The sequence below is a fragment of the Streptomyces purpureus genome, from assembly GCF_014648195.1.
GTDB classification, from domain to species: Bacteria; Actinomycetota; Actinomycetes; order Streptomycetales; family Streptomycetaceae; genus Streptomyces; species Streptomyces purpureus.
In genome coordinates this window covers 20,161-40,851 of the sequence record NZ_BMQQ01000043.1, presented here as the reverse complement: position 1 = coordinate 40,851, position 20,691 = coordinate 20,161, and the positions used below count along the sequence as shown (strand labels likewise).

Genomic DNA, 20,691 nt, shown 5'->3' with positions numbered 1-20,691 from the left:
CGGGCCAAGCAGCTCACCGTCTCCCACGCCTTCCACTCGCCGCTCATGGACCCGATGCTCGACGACTTCCGCCAGGTCGTCGCCGGGCTCACCTTCACCACACCCCATATCCCGATCGTCTCCACCCTCACCGGCAAGCCCGCCGGGGACGAGATCCTCACCCCCGACTACTGGGTCGACCACGTCCGCGAGGCCGTCCGCTTCGCCGACGCGGTACGGGCACTGGACGAACTCGGCGTCACCACCTACCTGGAGCTCGGCCCCGACGCCGTCCTCACCGCCATGGCCGCCGAAACCCTCGACGGCGACGCGGTGTTCGTACCGTCGCTGCGGCGGGCACAGGAGGAGGCACCGGCCGTCGTGTCGGCACTCGGCCGGCTGCACGGGCGGGGTGTCCCGCTCGACTGGGCGGCGTTCTTCGTCGGGTCGGGCGCCCGCCCGGTCGACCTGCCCACCTACGCCTTCCAGCGGCAGCGCTACTGGCTCGACGCCCCGGCCGCCCCGGCCGTGGCCGACGGCAGCGGCGGCGGCTCCGAGTCGCGGTTCTGGGAGGTCGTCGAGAGCGGTGACCTTGACGCGCTGGGTGTGACGCTCGGTAGTGGGGACAGCGCCTCCCTCGGGGCGGCGCTGCCGATCCTCGCCGACTGGCGGCGCGGCGAACGGCTGCGGGAGACCCTGGACTCGTGGTCGTACCGCGTCCACTGGAAGCGGCTGTCGAAGGACACCGGTCCCGCGCTGTCCGGAACCTGGCTGGCGGTCGTGCCGGCCGGTCTGGCCGAGGGGCCCAGCACGGCCGCGGTCCTGGACGGGCTGCGGGCGCAGGGCGCCGAGTTCGTGGTGTACGAGGCCGGTACGGACGCGGAGGCGTACGGCGATGGTCTGCGGGCCGCGCTGGACGAGGCGTCGGGGCGGGGGGAGTGGGGCGGTGTGCTGTCGATGCTCGCGTTCGACACCCGGCCGCACCCGGAGCACCCGGCGCTGACGCGGGGTCTTGCCGCGCTCGCCCGGCTGCTGCCCGCGCTGGACGAGGCCGGTGCTTCCGGGCCGGTGTGGTCGCTGACCCGTGGCGCTGTGGGTGCGGGCCCGGACGGCCGGGTCGAGGACCCGGCGCAGGCCCTGGTGTGGGGCTTCGGTGTGGCCGCGGCCCTGGAGTTCCCGCGGCTGTGGGGCGGTCTGGTCGACCTGCCCGGCTCCGACGGTCTGGACCGCAGGACCGTGCAGCGCCTGGCGCTGGCCCTAGGCGGTGCCGAGGGTGAGGACCAGCTCGCCGTCCGCGCGTCGGGCGTCTTCGTCCGCCGTCTGGTGCGGGCGCCGCAGCGTGGCGCGGTCACCGAGTGGGCGCCGCGCGGCACGGTTCTGGTGACCGGCGGTACGGGCGGGGTGGCCGCGCAGATCGCGCGCAGGCTCGCCCGTGCGGGCGCCGAGCATCTGGTGCTGACCAGCCGGCGTGGGTCGGCCGCCGAAGGTGTGGCCGAACTCGCGGCCGAGCTGGCCGAGTCGGGGGCCGAGGTGACGGTCGCCGCGTGCGACGTGACCGACCGGGCCTCGCTCGCCGCGGTGCTGGACGCCGTGCCGGACGCGCTGCCGCTGACGGCCGTCGTGCACGCGGCGGGTGTCGGGCAGACGGGCTCGGTCGCGGAGACCGGGCCGGAGGAGATGCAGCGGATCCTGGCGGGCAAGGTGCTGGGTGCGGCGCATCTGGACGATCTGCTCGCGGACCGGCCGCTGGACGCGTTCGTGCTGATCTCGTCCAGTGCCGGTGTGTGGGGCGGCGGCGGGCAGAGCTCGTACGCGGCCGCCAACGCCTATCTCGACGCGCTCGCCCTGCGGCGTCGCGCGCTCGGCCGGACCGCCACGTCGATCGCGTGGGGTTCGTGGGGCGGGGCCGGGATGGGTGCGGAGGACGGCTCGGCGGAGCGGATGCGCCGGCTGGGTGTGCCGCCGATGGAACCAGAGCTGGCCGCGACGGCGCTGATGCGTGCCGTCGGGCGGGGCGAGACGACGCTGTCGGTCGCGGACGTGGAGTGGTCGCGGTTCGCGCCGGGCTACACGGCGGCCAGGCCGAGCGCGCTGATCGGCGAACTGCCCGAGGTGGTCGAGGCGCTGCGTGAGGACGACGTTCCGGCCGCCGCGGCGGGCGGGGGCGGTTCGTTCGCCCAGAAGATCTCCGCGCTGCCCGAGGGGCGCCGTGCGGACGCGGTCCTGGAGGTGGTGCGTGAGGCGGCGGGTGCCGTGCTCGGGTACGCGAACGGGTCGGCGGTCGCGCCGGAGAAGACGTTCAAGGAGCTCGGGTTCGACTCGATGACGGCGGTCGAGCTGCGCAACCGGCTGGGTGCGAGCACGGGGGTGCGGCTCTCCCCCACCCTGGTCTTCGACCACCCGACGCCGCGGCGGCTCGCCGAGCACCTGCTCGCGGAGGCCGGGATCGGTGCGCAGAGCGCCGCCCCGGTGGTGGCTGCCCGCGCGGTCCTGGACGACGATCCGATCGCGATCGTGTCGATGGCCGGGCGGTTCCCCGAGGGCCTGGACTCCCCCGAGGCGCTGTGGGGTCTGCTGGCCGAGGGCCGGGACACGATCGCCGACTTCCCCACCGACCGTGGCTGGGACATCGACGGCCTGTACGACCCGGAGCCGGGTACGCCCGGCAAGACGTACTCGGTGAAGGGCGCGTTCCTGCGCGGCGCCGACCGGTTCGACGCGGCGTTCTTCGGGATCTCGCCGCGTGAGGCGCTGGCGATGGACCCGCAGCAGCGGGTGATCCTGGAGACGGCGTGGGAGACGTTCGAGCGCGGTGGTATCGACATCACCACGCTGCGGGGCAGCCGGACGGGTGTCTTCGTGGGCGCCTTCCACACCGGATACGCGGTCGGCACGGACAACGACGAGGTCGACGGCTACACGGCGACCGGTAACCAGCCGAGTGTGCTGTCGGGCCGGGTGTCGTACACCTTCGGCTTCGAGGGTCCGGCGGTCACGGTCGACACGGCGTGCTCGTCGTCGCTGGTGGCACTGCACCTGGCGGCGCAGGCGGTCCGTAACGGCGAGGTGGACCTGGCGCTCGCGGGCGGTGTGACGATCCTGGCGAGCCCGGACGGGTTCGTGGAGTTCTCGCGGCAGCGGGGGCTCGCCATGGACGGCCGGTGCAAGGCGTTCGCGTCGGGCGCGGACGGTACGGGCTGGTCGGAGGCGGCCGGGCTGCTCCTGATCGAGCGGCTTTCGGACGCGCGCCGCAACGGCCATCAGGTCCTGGCGGTGCTGCGGGGCAGCGCCATCAACCAGGACGGCGCGTCGAACGGTCTGACCGCGCCGAACGGTCCCGCGCAGCAGCGGGTGATCCTCCAGGCGCTGGCGGACGCGGGTCTGGCGCCGGCCGACGTGGATCTGGTCGAGGCGCACGGTACGGGTACGAAGCTGGGTGACCCGATCGAGGCGCAGGCGCTGATCGCGACCTACGGTCAGGGGCGCCCCGAGGGGCAGCCGCTGTGGCTGGGGTCGTCGAAGTCGAACATGGGCCATTCGCAGGCGGCGGCCGGTGTCACCGGAATCATCAAGGTGATTCAGGCGATGCGGCACGGTGTCCTGCCGAAGACGCTGCATGTGGGCGAGCCGACGCCGCACGTGGACTGGTCGGCCGGTGACGTGGAGCTGCTGACGGAGGCGCGGCCGTGGCCGGAGACCGGCCGTCCGCGCCGGGCGGGTGTGTCGTCGTTCGGTGTGAGCGGGACGAACGCGCACGTCATCATCGAGCAGCCGCCGGCCGAGGAGCCGGTGGAGAGCGCCGACGAGACCGAACTTCCTGTCGTCGACTGGCAGTTGGCTGGGGCGACGGAGGAGGCGCTGCGGGCGCAGGCCGGGCGGCTGCTGGACTTCGCCCGTGGCCGGGACGCCCGTGCGGTGGGCCGTGCGCTCGCCCGGCGTCCGGCGCTCGACCGCCGTGCGGTGGTCGTCGGCGCGGACCGCGATGAATTGCTCGCGGGTCTGGAGTCGCTGGCGGCCGGTACGGCGTCGGCGCAGGTGGTCACCGGGTCTCCGGTGCCGGGCAAGGTGGCCTTCCTGTTCACGGGTCAGGGTGCGCAGCGGGCCGGGATGGGCCGTGAACTGTACGCCGTGTTCCCCGCGTTCGCCGACGCCTTCGACACCGTCTGCGCCGAACTCGACCAGTACCTCGACGGATCACTCGCCGAAGTCATTGAAACAGGTGACGGTCTGGACGACACGGGCTGGACCCAGCCCGCCCTCTTCGCCATCGAGGTCGCGCTCTTCCGGCTCTACGAGTCCTGGGGCGTACGCCCCGACCACCTCGCCGGGCATTCGGTCGGCGAGATCGCCGCCGCTCATGTCGCCGGCGTCCTCTCCCTTCAGGACGCGGCCAAGCTGGTGACCGCACGCGGGCGCCTCATGCAGGCCCTTCCCGCGGGCGGAACCATGGCCGCACTCAACCTCACCGAGAACGAGGCTCTCGCCCTCATCGACGGCCGCACCGACCGGGTGTCGATCGCCGCCGTCAACGGGCCGGCCTCGGTGGTCATCTCGGGCGCTGAAGAGGTCGTCCTGGAGATCGTGGCGAAGGTCAAGGAACAGGGCGGCCGGGCCAAGCAGCTCACCGTCTCCCACGCCTTCCACTCGCCGCTCATGGACCCGATGCTCGACGACTTCCGCCAGGTTGTCGCCGGGCTGACGTTCGAGGCGCCGAATGTCCCGATCGTGTCCACCCTCACCGGCAAGCCGGCCGGGGACGAGATTCTCACCCCCGACTACTGGGTCGACCACGTCCGCGAGGCCGTCCGCTTCGCGGACGGGGTGCGGGCGCTGGGCGAACTCGGCGTCACCACCTTCCTGGAGCTCGGCCCCGACGCCGTCCTCACCGCCATGGCGGCGGAGACGCTGGACGGCGAAGGCTCCCTGACCGTGCCCGCGCTGCGGCGGGGCCATGACGAGGTCCGGGCCGCCGTCCTCGCGTGGGGCACGCTGCACACCCGTGGTGTGCCGACGGACCGGGCGGCCCTGCACGCCGTCGACGCCGAACGGCCCGACGAGCGGCTGCTGCTGCCGACGTACGCCTTCCAGCGCGAGCGGTACTGGCTGGACCCGGCGGCGCCCTCCGGGGACGTCGGTTCGGTCGGTCTCGGCGAGCCGGACCATCCGCTCCTCGGCGCGGTGATCGTGCTCCCCGACTCGGGTGGTGTGCTGGCCTCGGGCCGGCTGTCGCTGGCCACCCAGCCGTGGCTGGCCGAGCACACGATCGCGGGGACCGTGCTGCTGCCTGGCACCGCGCTCGTGGAGCTGGCGGTGCGGACCGGTGACGAGGCGGGCAGCCCGCATCTGGAGGAGATGATCGTCGAGGCGCCGCTGGTGATCCCGGCCAAGGGCGGGGTCCACGTCCAGGTCGTCGCCTCCGGCGAGGACGCCTCGGGCCGTCGTACCGTCGGGATCTGGTCCCGTGCGGACGACGCGGCGGCGGACCTGCCGTGGACCCGGCACGCGAGCGGCTCGCTCACCGCGGCCGGTGCGGCCGCGCCGGAGGCGGACCTGACGGTCTGGCCGCCGGCGGGGGCGGAGCCCGCCGGGACGGACGGCTTCTACGAGCGGCTCGCCGAGGGCGGTTTCGCGTTCGGTCCGCTGTTCCAGGGGCTCGGCCGGGTGTGGACGCGCGGCGAGGAGGTGTTCGCCGAGGTCACGCTGGACGACCTGGGGGCCGCCGACCGGTTCGGGATCCATCCCGGGCTGCTGGACTCGGCGCTGCACGCGGCGGCGTTCGCACCGTCGCGGGCCGGTGACGAGCGGACGCGGCTGCCGTTCGCGTGGAACGGCGTCACCCTGTACGCGTCGGGTGCGACCGCGCTGCGGGTGCGGATCGCCCCGGCCGGTGCGGACGGGTTCTCGGTGACGGCGGCGGACGCGACCGGTGCTCCGGTGGCGGCGGTGCGCTCGCTGGTCTACCGGGAGGTGGCCGCCGAGCAGCTGGGCGGCGGCGCGGAAGCGGCCGTGCGGGACGCGCTGTTCCGTACGGAGTGGACCGAGGTGCCGCTGGGTGCCGCGGCCGGGGATCCGGGCTGGTCGCTGCTCGCGGCCTCGGCCGATCCGGCGCTGCCGGTCCCGGCCAGGGTGCGGGCGCTGACCGGGCAGGTCCTCGCCGCCGTGCAGGAGTTCGTGGAGGACCCGGCGAAGGACGGCACGTCCCTCGTGGTGACCGTGGACGCGGGCGATCCGGCGTCGACGGCGGTACGGGGTCTGCTGCGCACCGCGCGGCTGGAGTACCCGGGCCGGATCGTCCTCGTCGAACTCGACGGTACGGACGCCTCCCGCACCGCGCTGGCGGCGGCCGTGGCGACGGGCGAGTCTCATCTCGCTCTGACCGGCGGCGTGGCGACGGCTCCTCGGCTGGCGCGGAACGTGCCGGTCGGGACGGAGGCCCCGCTCGGGGCGGACAGCGTCGTCCTGATCACGGGCGGCACGGGTTCGCTGGGCGCGCTGGTGGCCCGGCACCTGGTCTCGGCGTACGGCGTGACGCGGCTGGTGCTGACCAGCAGGCGGGGCCGGGCCGCGGACGGGGTCGACGGACTGGTCGCCGAACTGACGGAGCTGGGTGCCACGGACGTGGCGGTCGAGGCGTGCGACGCCGCCGACCGGGACGCCGTACGGGCCCTGCTGGAGCGGCATCCGGTGACGGCGGTCGTGCACACGGCCGGTGTCCTGGACGACGGCTCGCTGGCGTCGCTGACACCGGAGCGGTTCGACACGGTCCTGACGCCGAAGGCGGACGGAGCCTGGAACCTGCATGAGCTGACCGTGGACCGGGAGCTGGAGGCGTTCGTGCTCTTCTCGTCGGTGTCGGGCACGCTCGGCAACCGGGGTCAGGCCAACTACGCCTCCGCCAACGCCTTCCTTGACGGTCTGGCCGCGCTGCGGCGGGCCGCGGGCCTCCCGGCGACCTCGCTCGCCTGGGGCCTGTGGGAGCAGGTCGGCGGTATGGCGTCCACGCTGGAGGCCGGCGAGCAGCGCCGGGCCGCGCGGGACGGCATGCGGGCGATCGGCCAGGCGGAGGGGCTGGCGCTGCTGGACGCGGCGCTGCGCTCGGAGGAGGCCGCGCTCGTCCCGGCGAAGCTGGATCTGGCGGCGTACGCCCGTCAGCAGCCCGTCCCCGCCCTGTTGCAGGGGCTGGTGCGGCCGGCCCGTAAGCAGGCGGTCGCGGCGGCGGCCGAGCAGTCGGCGGAGTCGTTCGCGGACCGGCTGGCGAAGCTGGACGAGCGGGAGCGGGAGGCCGCGGTCCTGGAGCTCGTACGGACCGAGGCGGCGATCGCGCTGGGGCACTCCGGTGCCGACGCGGTCCAGCCGGAGCAGGCGTTCAAGAACCTCGGGTTCGACTCGCTGGCGGCGGTGGAGCTGCGTAACCGGCTGACCGCCACGACCGGGATCCGGCTGCCGGCGACGCTGGTCTTCGACTATCCGACGCCGCTGGCGCTGGCCCGTCAGCTCCAGGAGCAGCTGGCCCCGGCCGCCGCCCAGGGGGCGACCGCGTCGGAGGTGCTGGCCGAGCTGGAGCGCCTGGAGCGGGCGCTGGCCGCGACCGTCCTGGACGACGGGCGGCAGTCGGAGCTGGCGCTGCGGCTGCAGACCCTGGCGGCGCAGTGGGGCGGCAAGGCCCCGCTGGGCGGCGGGGACGACTCGGGGATCGATCTGGACTCCGCGAGCGACGACGAACTCTTCGACCTCATCGACAGCGAACTCGGGCTGTCCTGACCGGTGGACCTCACCTCTTTCACACAAAGGAACAGACTTGTCATGACCAATGATGAGAAGCTCCGCGACTATCTGAAGCGTGTGGTCGCCGAGTTGAAGCAGACGCAGGGACGGCTGCGCGAGATCGAGTCGGTGAAGTGCGAGCCGATCGCGATCGTCGGCATGGCGTGCCGGCTGCCGGGCGGGGTGTCCACGCCCGAGGAGCTGTGGCGGCTGGTCGACGAGGGCCGGGACGCGGTGAGCGAGTTCCCGGTCAACCGGGGCTGGAACACCGACGACCTGTACGACCCCGATCCGGAGAAGTCCGGGAAGTCGTACGTCCGCGAGGGCGGATTCCTGCACGACGCGGACGAGTTCGACGCCCGGTTCTTCGGGATCTCGCCGCGTGAGGCGCTGTCCATGAACCCGCAGCAGCGGCTGCTGCTTGAGACGGCGTGGGAGACGTTCGAGCGGGCCGGGATCGATCCGACGACGCTCGGCGGCGCCAGCGTCGGCGTGTACGCCGGGGTGATGTACCACGACTACGCGGTCGGTCTGACCGATGTGCCGCGTGAGGTCGAGGGGATGCTGTCGATCGGCAACTCGGGCAGCGCCACCTCGGGCCGGGTGTCGTACACGCTGGGCCTGGAGGGTCCGGCGGTGACGGTGGAGACGGCGTGCTCGTCGTCGCTGGTCGGTATCCATCTGGCGGCGCACGCGCTGCGCTCCGGCGAGTGCACGATGGCGCTGGCCGGCGGGGTGGCCGTGATGGCGACGCCGGACACGTTCGTGGAGTTCTCGCGGCAGCAGGGCCTGTCCCCCGATGGCCGGTGCAAGGCGTTCGCGGGTGCCGCGGACGGCACCGGCTGGTCGGAGGGCGCGGGTCTGATCCTGCTGGAGCGCCTGTCGGACGCCCGACGCAACGGTCACCCGGTCCTCGCGGTGATCCGTGGCACGGCCGTCAACCAGGACGGCGCGTCGAACGGTCTGACCGCGCCGAACGGTCCGGCGCAGCAGCGGGTCATCAAGCAGGCCCTGTCCAACGCGGGTCTGTCCCCGCAGGACGTGGACGTCGTGGAGGCGCACGGCACGGGTACGAAGCTGGGTGACCCGATCGAGGCGCAGGCGCTGATCGCCACCTACGGGCAGGGCCGCCCGGAGGGACAGCCGCTGTGGCTGGGGTCGCTGAAGTCGAACATCGGCCACTCGCAGTCGGCGGCCGGTGTGGCCGGTGTGATCAAGATGGTGGAGGCGATCCGGCACGGCGTGCTGCCGAAGACGCTGCACGTGGACGAGCCGACGCCGCACGTGGACTGGTCGGCCGGTGAAGTGGAGCTGCTGACCGAGGCGCGTCCGTGGCCGGAGACGGGCCGCCCGCGCCGGGCCGGTGTGTCGTCCTTCGGGGTGAGCGGCACCAACAGCCATGTCGTGATCGAGCAGGCCCCGTCGGAGGAGCCCGCGGCGGACGAGGCGGAGCGCCGGGAGGTGCCGGTGGTGCCGCTGGTGCTGTCGGCCCGTACGCCGGAGGCGCTGGGCGCCCAGGCCGGGCGGCTGCACGCGCTGCTGTCGGCCGACCCCGAGCTGGACCCGGTCGACGTGGGCCATGCGCTGGTGACGACCCGTACGGCCTTCGAGCACCGTGCGGTGGTCGTGGCCTCGGAGCGGCAGGAGCTGCTGGACGCGGTCGCGGCGCTGGCGCGCGGTGAGCGTCCGGCGGGCGTGGCCGAGGGTGAGCGGGCGCCGGGGAAGCTGGCGCTGCTGTTCACCGGTCAGGGCGCGCAGCGGGCCGGGATGGGACGGGAGCTGTACGAGTCGTTCCCGGTGTTCGCGGAGGCGTTCGACGCGGTCTGCGCGGAGTTGGACCAGCACCTCGACCGGCCGCTGGCCGAGGTGATCGCGTTTGGTGACGGCCTGGACGAGACGGGGTTCACGCAGCCCGCGCTCTTCGCCCTGGAGGTCGCCCTCTACCGGCTCGTGGAATCTTGGGGGGTGCGGCCCGACCATGTGGCGGGACACTCGATCGGTGAAATTGCAGCGGCGCATGTGGCGGGCGTACTCACGCTTGCGGACGCGAGTGCGCTCGTCGCGGCTCGTGGCCGGCTGATGCAGGCCCTGCCTTCGGGCGGGGCGATGGTGGCGCTGGGTGTGCCGGAGGCCGAGGTGGCTCCGCTGCTGGCCGGGGCGGTGTCGATCGCGGCGGTCAACGGGCCGTCGTCGGTGGTGATATCGGGTGAGGAGGCCGCGGTCCTCGCGGTCGCCGAGCAGGTGAAGGCGGCCGGGCACCGCACCAAGCGGCTGACGGTGTCGCACGCATTCCACTCGCCGCTGATGGAGCCGATGCTGGCCGACTTCCGCGCGGTGGTGTCGGGGCTTTCGTTCGCGGCGCCGAAGATCCCGGTGGTGTCGACGCTGACCGGTGCGCTCGCCGGGGAGGAGCTGCGGACGCCGGAGTACTGGGTGCGGCACGTCCGGGAGGCCGTGCGGTTCTCGGACGGGGTCCGGGCGCTGGCCGCGCTGGGGACGACGACGTTCCTGGAGCTGGGGCCGGACGCGGTGCTCACCGCGATGGCGACGGAGTGCCTGGACGGCGACGGCGACGCGGTGGTCGTGCCGGCGCTGCGGCGCGGGCACGCCGAGGCGCCGGTCCTGGTGGAGTCGGTGGGCCGGGTGTGGTCGGCCGGCCGGATCGTGGACTGGCCCGCCTACTTCGAGGGCACCGGCGCGCGCCGGGTGGAGCTTCCGACGTATGCCTTCCAGCGTGAGCGGTACTGGCTCGCGGGCGGCGCGGGCGCGGGTGATGTGACGGCGGCCGGTCTGGCCGGTGCCGGGCATCCGCTGCTCGGCGCGGTCCTCGGCCTGCCGGGCGAGGAGGGCCTGTGGGGGACGAGTCGGCTGTCGGTGTCGACGCATCCGTGGCTCGCCGACCACACCGTCGGCGGTGTGGTGGTCGTCCCCGGCGCGGCGCTGGTGGAGCTGGCCGTACGGGCCGGTGACGAGGCGGGCGCGGGGACGCTGGACGAGCTGGTGGTGGAGGCGCCGCTGACGCTGCCCGCGCACGGCGCCGTGCAGCTGCGGATCGGGGTCGCGGGTCCCGACGCCACGGGCCGCCGTCCGGTGACGGTCCATTCGCGGCCCGAGGACGCCCTGGCGGGCACGCCGTGGACGCGGCACGCGTCCGGGTTCCTGACCGAGGCGCCGTCGGCGGCCGGTGCGGCGCTGGCGGTGTGGCCGCCGGCCGGTGCCGAGGCGGTGGACCTGGCCGGGTTCTACGAGCGGCAGGAGGCGGCGGGCCTGGGCTACGGCCCGGTCTTCCGCGGGCTGCGGAAGGTGTGGACCCGCGGGGAGGAGGTGTTCGCCGAGGTCGCCCTGGACGAGCAGGAGACCGGCGCCGCCGAGCGGTTCGGGCTGCATCCGGCTCTGCTGGACGCGGCGCTGCAGGCCAGCACGTTCCTCGACGTTGCCGTGGAGGACGGCGAGGAGGACGGCGTACGGCTGCCGTTCGCGTGGAACGGCGTGACCCTGCACGCGGCGGGCGCCGCGGCGCTGCGGGTGCGTGCGGTGGCCTCCGGGTCCGGGGTGTCGCTGGATCTGGCGGACGCGTCGGGCGCGCCGCTGGCCACGGTCGGGTCGATGGTGACGCGGCCGGTGGCGGCGGAGCAGCTGGCCGGTGGCGGTGACGATCCGCTGCGGGACGCGCTGTTCCAGGTGGAGTGGGTCCCGGCCGCCCTCGACACGGCGTCCGTCGCCGGGGGCTGGACCGAGCTGGACGCCACCTCCGGGGACGGCGGTTCGCTGCCGGAGCGGGTGCGGGCCCTGACCGGCCGGGTTCTCGCGGCCGTCCAGGAGCATGTGGAGGACGGCGACCCGGCCGCGGGTCCGCTGGTGGTCACGGTCCGCTCCGGCGACCCGGCCGCGGCGGCCGTGCGCGGTCTGCTGCGCTCGGCGCAGCTGGAGTACCCGGACCGGCTGGTCCTCGCCGAGCTGGACGGCACGGACGCCTCGCGGCAGGCCCTGGCCGCGGCGGTGGCGGCGGGCGAGTCGCAGTTCGCGCTCACCGAGGGCGCGTTGAGCGTGCCGAGGCTGGTGCGCGCCACGGTGGCCCCGGCCGACCACGGCGTGCTGCGGGACGACGGCAGGGTCCTGATCACGGGTGGTACGGGCTCGCTCGGCGCGTTGCTGGCCCGGCACCTGGTGTCGGAGTACGCGGTGCGCAACCTGGTCCTGACCAGCCGGCGAGGCCGGGCCGCGGACGGCGTGGAGGAGCTCGTCGACGAGCTGTTCGAGCTGGGTGCGGCCTGTGTGGCGGTGGAGGCGTGCGACGTCGCCGACCGCGAGTCCGTGGCGGCGCTGCTGGCGCGCTATCCGGTGACGGCCGTCATCCACACGGCCGGTGTCCTGGACGACGGCATCCTCGGCTCGCTCACCCCCGAACGGCTGGACACCGTCCTCGCCCCGAAGGCGGACGGCGCCTGGCATCTGCACGAGCTGACCGCCGGCCGGGATCTCGACGCGTTCGTGCTGTTCTCGTCGGTGACCGGCGTCCTGGGCAACCCCGGTCAGGCCAACTACGGTGCCGCGAACGGCTTCCTGGACGAGCTGGCCCGGCTGCGGCACGGTCTGGGCCTGCCGGCGACATCGCTGGCCTGGGGCCTGTGGGAGCAGAGCGGCGGCATGGCCGCCACGGTCGAGGCGCGGGCCGCCAAGGGCGGGATGCGGGCGATCGGCGAGGCGGAGGGGCTCGCGCTGTTCGACGCGGCCCTGGCCGCCGAGGAGGCCGCGCTCGTGCCGGCGAAGCTGGACCTGGCGGCGTACGCCCGGCGTCAGCCCGTACCGGCGCTGCTGCACGGGCTGGTGCGCCCGGCCCGTAAGCAGGCCGCGGTGGCCGTGGCCGGCGGGGACACCCTGGCGGTCCGGCTGGCGGCGCTGCCCGAGGCCGAGCGGCAGCGCGAGGTGCTGACGCTGGTGCGGGCCGAGGCGGCCGCGGCGCTGGGTCACTCGGGCGGTGACGCGATCAAGGCCGGGCAGGCGTTCAAGGAGGTCGGCTTCGACTCGCTGGCGGCGGTGGAGCTGCGTAACCGGCTCACCGCGGCGACCGGGATCAAGCTGCCCGCGACGCTCGTCTTCGACTATCCGACGCCGGCGGTGCTCGCCGAGCACCTGCTGGCCCAGCTCGCCCCGGCGGCCGGCGGCCAGGCCGCCGACCCGGCCGGCCGTGAGGCGGACATCCGCCGGTTCCTGGCCACGGTGCCCCTGGACCGGCTCGCCACCCTGGGGGTCCTGGACCGGGTGCTGCCGCACCTGGACACCGTCACCCTCGAATCCCTCGAACTCCCCGTCGAGAGCGGCGCCGACGATGCCGTCGCCTCCGAACGGATCAGCGACATGAGCGTCGACAGTCTGCTGGAGCTCGCGCTGGGCAGCGAAGCCCGCTGAGCCAGGCCCATCGACCGAGCCCCTTTACGGAGGAAGCAATGACCGCAACAGAGGACAACGCCGCCAAGCTCGTCGAGGCGCTGCGGGCCTCGCTCATCGAGAACGAGCGGCTCAAGCGGGAGCAGGCCGCGGCGGCCGCGGCCGCCAAGGAGCCCATCGCCATCGTCGGTATGGCGTGCCGGCTGCCGGGCGGGGTCACCACGCCGGAGGAGCTGTGGCGGCTGGTCGCCGACGGCACCGACGCGATCAGCGAGTTCCCGGCCGACCGTGGCTGGAACACCGACGACCTGTACGACGAGGACCCGGAGAAGTCGGGCCGTACGTACGTCCGCGAGGGCGGGTTCCTGCACGACGCAGCCGACTTTGACGCCGGGTTCTTCGGGATAGCCCCGCGGGAGGCGCTCGCCACCGACCCGCAGCAGCGGCTTCTCCTCGAGACGGCGTGGGAGGCGTTCGAGCGGGCCGGGATCGCGCCGAGCAGCCTGCGCGGCGGCAGCGTCGGCGTCTACGCCGGGCACATGTACCACGACTACGCCGGCCGCCTCCAGGACGTTCCGAAGGAGGTGGAGGGGCTGCTCGGGATCGGGAACTCCGGCAGTGTCGCCTCCGGCCGTATCTCGTACACCTTCGGGTTCGAGGGCCCCTCGCTCACCCTGGACACCGCCTGCTCCTCGTCGCTGGTGGCGATCCATCTCGCGGCGCAGGCGCTGCGCTCCGGCGAGTGCTCGATGGCGCTGGCGGGCGGTGTCGCCGTGATGTCGACGCCGGGTGTGTTCGTGGAGTTCTCCCGGCAGCGCGGGCTCGCCACCGACGGCCGCTGCAAGGCGTTCGCGGCCGGCGCCGACGGCACCGGCTGGTCGGAGGGCGCGGGTCTGATCCTGCTGGAGCGCCTGTCGGACGCCCGACGCAACGGCCACAAGGTCCTGGCGGTGGTCCGGGGCAGCGCCGTCAACCAGGACGGTGCCTCCAACGGTCTGACCGCCCCCAACGGCCCGTCCCAGCAGCGGGTCATCAAGCAGGCCCTCGCCAACGCGGGCCTGACCGCCCGGGACGTCGACGCCGTCGAGGCGCACGGCACCGGCACCACCCTCGGCGACCCGATCGAGGCGCAGGCGCTGCTGGCCACCTACGGCGAGGACCGGCCCCGGTCGGCGCGGGGCGTCGAGCCGCTGTGGCTGGGGTCGCTGAAGTCGAACATCGGCCACTCGCAGTCGGCGGCCGGTGTGGCCGGTGTGATCAAGATGGTGGAGGCGATCCGGCACGGCGTGCTGCCCAAGACGCTGCACGTCGACGCGCCGTCGCCGAAGGTGGAGTGGACCGGCGGGGTGGAGCTGCTGACCGAGAACCGGCCGTGGCCGGACCTGGGCCGGCCCCGCCGGGCCGCGGTCTCCTCGTTCGGTGTCTCCGGCACCAACAGCCACGTCATCCTGGAGCAGGCACCGGCCGAGGAGGAGACGGAGGAGCCCCGTACGGCCCCGCCGGCCGTGCCGTGGGTGCTGTCCGCCCGCTCGGCGGCCGCGCTGAAGGACCAGGCGCTGCGGCTGCACGACCATGTCACCGCCCGCCCGGAGCTCGAACTCACCGACATCGGCCACTCGCTGCTGACGACCCGTGAGGGCCTGGAGCGGCGGGCCGTGGTGGTGGCCACCGACCGCGCCCAGGCGCTGACGGCGCTGGCGGACCTGGCGGCCGGGGAAACCCCCGCGCAGGTGGTGCGGGGCACCGCCGACGCCGACGGCAAGACCGTGTTCGTCTTCCCCGGACAGGGTTCGCAGTGGGTCGGCATGGGCGGTCAGCTGCTTGACGAGTCGCCGGTGTTCGCGACGAGGATCGCCGAGATCGAGGAGGCGTTCGCGCCGTTCGTCGACTGGTCCCTGACCGATGTGCTGCGGCAGGCGCCGGGCGCCGCGTCGCTGGAGCGGGTGGACGTCGTCCAGCCGGTCTCCTTCGCGATGATGGTGGCGCTGGCGGAGCTGTGGCGTTCGTACGGCGTCGAGCCGGACGCCGTCGTCGGCCACTCGCAGGGCGAGATCGCGGCCGCCGCGGTATGCGGGGCGCTGTCCCTGGCGGACGCGGCCCGGGTGGTGACGCTGCGGTCGCGGGCGATCGGCGCGATCACCGGCAAGGGCGCCATGGCGACCGTGTTCCTGCCCGCGGAGGAGACCGCGCGGCGGCTGGAGCCGTGGAGCGCGGACCTGGCGGTCGCGGCGGTCAACGGCCCCGGGTTCACCGTCGTCGCGGGCGGTATCGAGGCCCTGGACGCCTTCTCGGCGAGCCTGGAGGCCGACGGGGTGCGGGTGCGCCGTATCCCCGTGGACTACGCCTCGCACTCCCCGCACGTGGAGGACATCCGCACCGACCTGTACGACGTCCTGGCGCCGATCGTCGCGCTCAAGCCGCGGGTGCCGATGCTGTCGACCGTCACCGGCGAGTGGATCGGCGCGGGCGACACCGACGCGAAGTACTGGTACGAGAACCTGCGCCGCACGGTGCGCTTCGCGGACGCCGCGGCCGCACTGCGCGACCAGGGCTACCAGGTGTGGGTGGAGTCCAGCCCGCACGCGGTCCTCGTGCCGGCGCTCCAGCAGCTGCTGGAGTCCGCCGCGGCCGGCGCCGTGGTCACCGGGTCGCTGCGCCGGAACGAAGGCGGCCACGCCACGTTCCTCACCTCGCTCGCCCAGCTCCATGTGCGGGGCGTGCCGGTGGACCTCGGCCGCGTCCTCGAGGGCACCGGCGCCCGCCGCATCGACCTTCCCACCTACGCATTCCAACACCGTCGCTACTGGCTGGAGGCTTCCATCGTGATCGGCAACGGCGAGACCGCCGCGCAGAACAACCTCGTCGAGGAGACCACGGAGGAGCCCGCGCAGCTGCTCGCGGCGCGGCTCGACGGCCTCTCCCCCGACGAGCGGATCGACGTGCTCACCGATGTGGTGCGCACCGAGGCAGCGGCCGTCCTCGGCCACGACGATCTGGAGGAGATCGAGGAGAACAGCGGCTTCTTCGACATCGGCTTCACCTCGCTGACCGCGGTGGAGCTGCGCAACCGGATCTCGGAGGCGACCGGTCTCGCGCTGCCCGCGATGCTGCTGTTCGACCAGCCGACCCCGGGCATGGTCGCCGAGTTCCTGGAGCCGCTGCTGCCGGCCGGGGTCCCGGCGAACGCCTGACCGTGCGCGCGGGGGCGGGCGGGTCCTTCGGGGTCCTCCCGCCCCCGCGCCGTCCGTCCCCTGAACTGATCCTGATCGAGGAGTGGAAGCACCATGTACGACACGCATGCGGAGCCGGGCGGCGACAGCGAGGTCCTGGTCGTCGGCTACGGCCCGGTCGGGCAGACCCTGTCCGTCCTGCTGGCACAGCGCGGCCACCGGGTCACCGTCGTGGAGCGGTGGCCGAAGGCGTACGCGATGCCCCGCGCGGTGAACTTCGACAGCGAGTCGGCGCGGATCCTCGCCGCGGCCGGTCTGGCCGAGCAGATCCCGTCGTTCTCCGAGCCGTCCGGCGCCTACGAGTGGCTGAACGCGGAGGGCCGGACGCTGCTGCGGATCGAGGCGACCGAGGAGGGCCGCTGCGGCTGGCCGGACTCGACCGCCATGTACCAGCCGGGACTTGAGGCGGCTCTGGCGGCGCGGGGTGCGCAGCTGCCGCGGCTGACCGTCCTGCGCGGTCTTGAGGGGGTCGCCCTGGACGTCACCGGCGACCGGGTGCGGCTGACGGTGCGGCCCACCGAAGGCGGCGACGGCGAGCGGGTGCTCACGGCGTCCTGGATCGTCGGCTGCGACGGCGCGAACTCGTTCGTACGGGGTGTGATGGGCGTCGGCCAGACCGACCAGGGCTTCTCGCACGACTGGCTGATCTGTGACGTGGCCCCGCACGAGCGGCGCGTCTACGAGCCGAACAACCTCCAGGTCTGCGACCCGGCACGGCCCCGTACGCATGTGTCGGCCGGGCCGGGGCACCGCCGCTGGGAGTTCATGCGGGTGCCCGGCGAGACGGTGGAGGAGCTGAACACCGAGGAGCGGGCGTGGGAGCTGCTGGCCGAGCAGGGCATCACACCGGACGACGCGGTCATGGAGCGGCACGCGCTGTACACGTTCAACGCGCGCTGCACGGACGAGTGGCGTACGGGCCGGATGCTGCTGGCGGGTGACGCGGCGCATCTGATGCCGCCGTTCGCGGCGCAGGGCATGTGCTCGGGGTTCAGGGACGCGGCGAACCTTGCGTGGAAGCTGGATCTGGTGCTGTCGGGCCGCGCGTCGGAGGCGGTCCTGGACAGCTACACGGTGGAGCGGCGCCAGCATGTGCAGCACGCGATCGGGATGTCGGTGAACCTGGGGAAGGTGATCTGCCAGGACGATCCGGTGGCGGCCGCCGAGCGGGACGCGGTGATGCTGGCCGCCCGCGAGCGCGGGGTGGGCACCGCCCAGCCGAAGGGTGCGGTGCAGCCGCTGAAGGACGGCCTGCTGTACCGGCGTTCGGCGGGCCGGGCGCCGCGCCGGCCGGCCGGTGATCTGATGCCGCAGGGCCGGGTGGAGCGCGACGGTCTGACCGGGCTGTTCGACGAGGTCGTGGGCCTTGGCTTCGTCCTGCTGACCGCGGACGACCCGGCCGGGCTCCTCGGCGACGAGGACCGGGCGTTCCTGGACGGTCTCGGCGCGCGGGTGGTGCGGGTGGTGCCGGTGGGTACGCAGGCGGGTCCGGGCGAGGTCGTGGACACCGACGGTGTGTACCTGACGTACCTGGCCGAGTCGCGGACGCGTGCGGTGCTGGTACGCCCGGACTTCTACGTGTACGGGCCGGCGGCGGACCGCGCCGAACTGGCTTCGGTGCTGGGGCAGTTGCGGGAGGGACTGGGAGTGCTCGCCGCGGTGTGATCGACGACCGCCGAAGAAGGGGGGCCGCCCGGCACCAGCCGGGCGGCCCCCTTCGTCGTTGGGCGATGTGCGCGTCAGGCGGCTTCGCCGACGATGTCCTTGACGATGGCGGCGTACTCGCCCTTGTCGATGATGGCTCGGAAGGTCTCGGCGCCGTTCTCGGAGACGACGTAGCGGCGTCCGATGAGAATCTTCTGGCCGGTCTCGAAGGCGCGGCCGCGGATGACGGTGGTGGAGCTGAGCTGCTGGCCCTCCCACTCCCATTCGTCGCGGCTGGTGAGGGACTCGGCGTAGCCGACCCAGGCGGTGAGCTCGCGGGCCTCGGGACGGAAGCGGAAGACCGCGATCCAGTCGCCGGTGGCGCCCTGGCGCTGGACGATCTGGTAGCCGTCCTCCTCCACGACGCGGAAGCGGAAGCCGTTCTGCTCCTGGATCCCGGGGCCGACGTGCAGGGGCTCGGTGAAGGACGGGCCGACGTAGCCGACATCGGCGAGGTAGAGCTCGCCGTCGATGGTGACGCCGTTCAGCATGTGGTCGAGGTCGGGGCCGAACTGCTGGTCCGCGCCGCGAATTCCGGCGGAAAGGATGACGACGTCGAATCCGATCTGGCGCAGCAGCGTGCGGAAAAGGCCGTTGAGTTCGTGGCAGACGCCGCCGTTCGCCTCGGTGACGAGGTGCCGGAAGAGTTCCTGCGGGTCGGCGTCGGCCGCTTCGTCCCATACCGCGGCGCCCTTGTGGACATGGCGGGAGTTGTCGAACGGCACCGTCATCAGATGGCGCTTGTGCAGGGCCCGCAGCGTCTCCAGAGTCGGCTCAAGAGGGCCGGAGAGTCCCAGGTGGGCGGCGTATGCCTCGACGTCGAGCATGATGGATCTCCTCTTTCGGCAGCTTCCGGGATTCGCGTGATAACGGCACACGTACAGGCCGCACCATAACCGCGTCCAGGGTGCATTGTCTGCGCCCAGAGGACCCCCCTAATACCCCCCTGCATGTGCACCCTTGAGTTTCTCAAGGTGTTTGGGGAGGGGGGTCGAATAGGGGTGTTCGCATCGATGTTCTCACTCTAGATTCTGTTTGACTTCAATGATCTGTCCCCGGCGCCGAGTCGGTGACAAACGGAGGAGATTACATTGTTGAATCGGCGGAACTTTCTGCGGGCGAGCGGCGGTGTCGCGGCCGCCGGCGCGCTGGCCGGTGCCGTGCCGTCCGTGTCGTTCGGTGCCACGGGCTCGTACGAGAGGCTCCGGGCCGGCCTCCAGGGTGATCTGCTGCTGCCCACGGACAGCGGCTACGACCTGGCGAAGCAGCTCCAGATAGCGCAGTACGACGCGGTCAGCCCGCAGGCCATCGCCTACTGCGAGACCCCGCAGGACGTCGCCAAGGCGATCCAGTTCGCCAGCAGCGAGGGCATCGCGGTGCGCACCCGCAGCGGTGGCCACAACTACTCGGGCTGGTCCACGGGCGAGGGCCTGGTGGTCGACGTCTCCCGGATCCAGCACGCCAAGGTCAACGGCAGCACGCTCAAGGTCGGCCCGGGCGCCTCGTCGATCCGTGCCATCGAGGCCCTCACGCCGTACAACAAGCAGATCGCCACCGGCACCTGCCCGACGGTCTGCCCCGGCGGCTTCTTCTCCGGCGGCGGCATCGGCTACCAGACGCGGAAGTTCGGCACGGGCAGCGACCGGGTGACCGCGGCGACGGTCGTCCTCGCCGACGGCAGCATCGTGCGCGCCTCCTCCTCCTACGACTCCAGCCTGCTGTGGGGTCTGCGCGGCGGTGGCGGCGGCAACTTCGGTGTGGTCGTGGACTGGGAGGTCCGTCCGGTCGACCAGCCGCGGATGGTCTGGTACGAGCAGTGGTGGGACTACGACCAGGCGCCGGCGATCTTCGCGGCCTGGCAGGCCTGGATGGCCAACGGCTCCGACGACCTCGCCGGTCAGTTCGTCCTGGTCACCCCGGACGCGGCCCCCGGCGCCAAGCCGATGGTGCTGACCACCGGCGCCTACCTCGGCCCGCAGTCCGAGCTGGAGACGGCGCTCGCGCAGCTCAACTCGCTGGCGAAGACCGCCCCGCTGAGCAAGGTGGTCGCCGACCTCACGTACGCCGAGGCGATGAAGCGTACGTACCACTGCGACCAGCTCACCGTCGCCCAGTGCCAGCGCGCCGGCACCACCCCGGACGCGCAGCTCCCGCGCACCGGCTTCCAGCGCGAGAGCTACCGCGTCTTCAACCGCGAGATGACGGCCACCGAGATCGAGAAGGTCCTCGCGGCCTACGACGCCAACCGCGCCGCGGGCCACACGCGGGTGCTGCACGTGATGGGTCTGGGCGGCGCCGCCAACCGGATCAGCCGTACGTCGACGGCGTTCTGGCACCGGGACGCCACCTTCGTCGCCGGTTTCGTCAACCAGCTGGGCGCCAACCCGTCCGCGACGGACGTCCAGGCCGCGACCGCCTGGGCGGGCAACGGCGGCCGGGTCCTGGACCCGATGTCGAGCGGTGCGTACGTCAACTTCACCAGCACCGAGCTGACCGACTGGCAGACCAAGTACTACGGCGGCAACTACAACAAGCTCCGCTACGTGAAGTTCGCCTACGACCCGGACAACTTCTTCCGCCACCCGCGCAGCATCGGCAGCTGACGCGGTCCGACCAAGCCCAGGGG

At 73.3% G+C, this 20,691-nt stretch carries 6 protein-coding genes; 5 read left to right on the top strand and 1 reads right to left on the bottom strand.

Going from position 1 to position 20,691, the window contains the following annotated elements:
- From IEZ01_RS32325 to mhpA, 4 genes are all read left to right on the top strand, one after another.
- Positions 1 to 7,740: type I polyketide synthase (locus IEZ01_RS32325; RefSeq protein WP_189205285.1), on the top strand; the 7,740-nt coding region annotated here is incomplete at its 5' end.
- A gap of 42 nt (positions 7,741 to 7,782) precedes the next feature.
- Complete coding sequence (locus IEZ01_RS32320) at positions 7,783 to 13,152, top strand: type I polyketide synthase (RefSeq protein WP_189205283.1); 5,370 nt, start codon at positions 7,783 to 7,785, stop codon at positions 13,150 to 13,152.
- The gene (locus tag IEZ01_RS32315; RefSeq protein ID WP_444545501.1) at positions 13,149 to 16,322 is read left to right on the top strand and encodes a type I polyketide synthase; all 3,174 of its coding nucleotides are present in this window, start codon (positions 13,149 to 13,151) and stop codon (positions 16,320 to 16,322) included. Before IEZ01_RS32320 ends, IEZ01_RS32315 begins: the two co-directional genes overlap by 4 nt.
- Before the next feature lie 93 nt (positions 16,323 to 16,415).
- Positions 16,416 to 18,026, top strand: a complete 1,611-nt coding sequence (gene mhpA / locus IEZ01_RS32310) for a bifunctional 3-(3-hydroxy-phenyl)propionate/3-hydroxycinnamic acid hydroxylase MhpA (RefSeq protein WP_189205279.1) — start codon at positions 16,416 to 16,418, stop codon at positions 18,024 to 18,026.
- A gap of 74 nt (positions 18,027 to 18,100) precedes the next feature.
- Here the strand turns inward: mhpA and IEZ01_RS32305 are convergent, their stop codons facing one another.
- Positions 18,101 to 18,892, bottom strand: a complete 792-nt coding sequence (locus tag IEZ01_RS32305) for an arylamine N-acetyltransferase family protein (RefSeq protein ID WP_189205277.1) — start codon at positions 18,890 to 18,892, stop codon at positions 18,101 to 18,103.
- A 267-nt stretch (positions 18,893 to 19,159) separates the two neighbouring features.
- Between IEZ01_RS32305 and IEZ01_RS32300 the strand changes: the two genes are divergently transcribed.
- The gene (locus tag IEZ01_RS32300) at positions 19,160 to 20,668 is read left to right on the top strand and encodes an FAD-dependent oxidoreductase (protein WP_019886433.1); all 1,509 of its coding nucleotides are present in this window, start codon (positions 19,160 to 19,162) and stop codon (positions 20,666 to 20,668) included.
- Positions 20,669 to 20,691 lie beyond the last annotated feature (23 nt).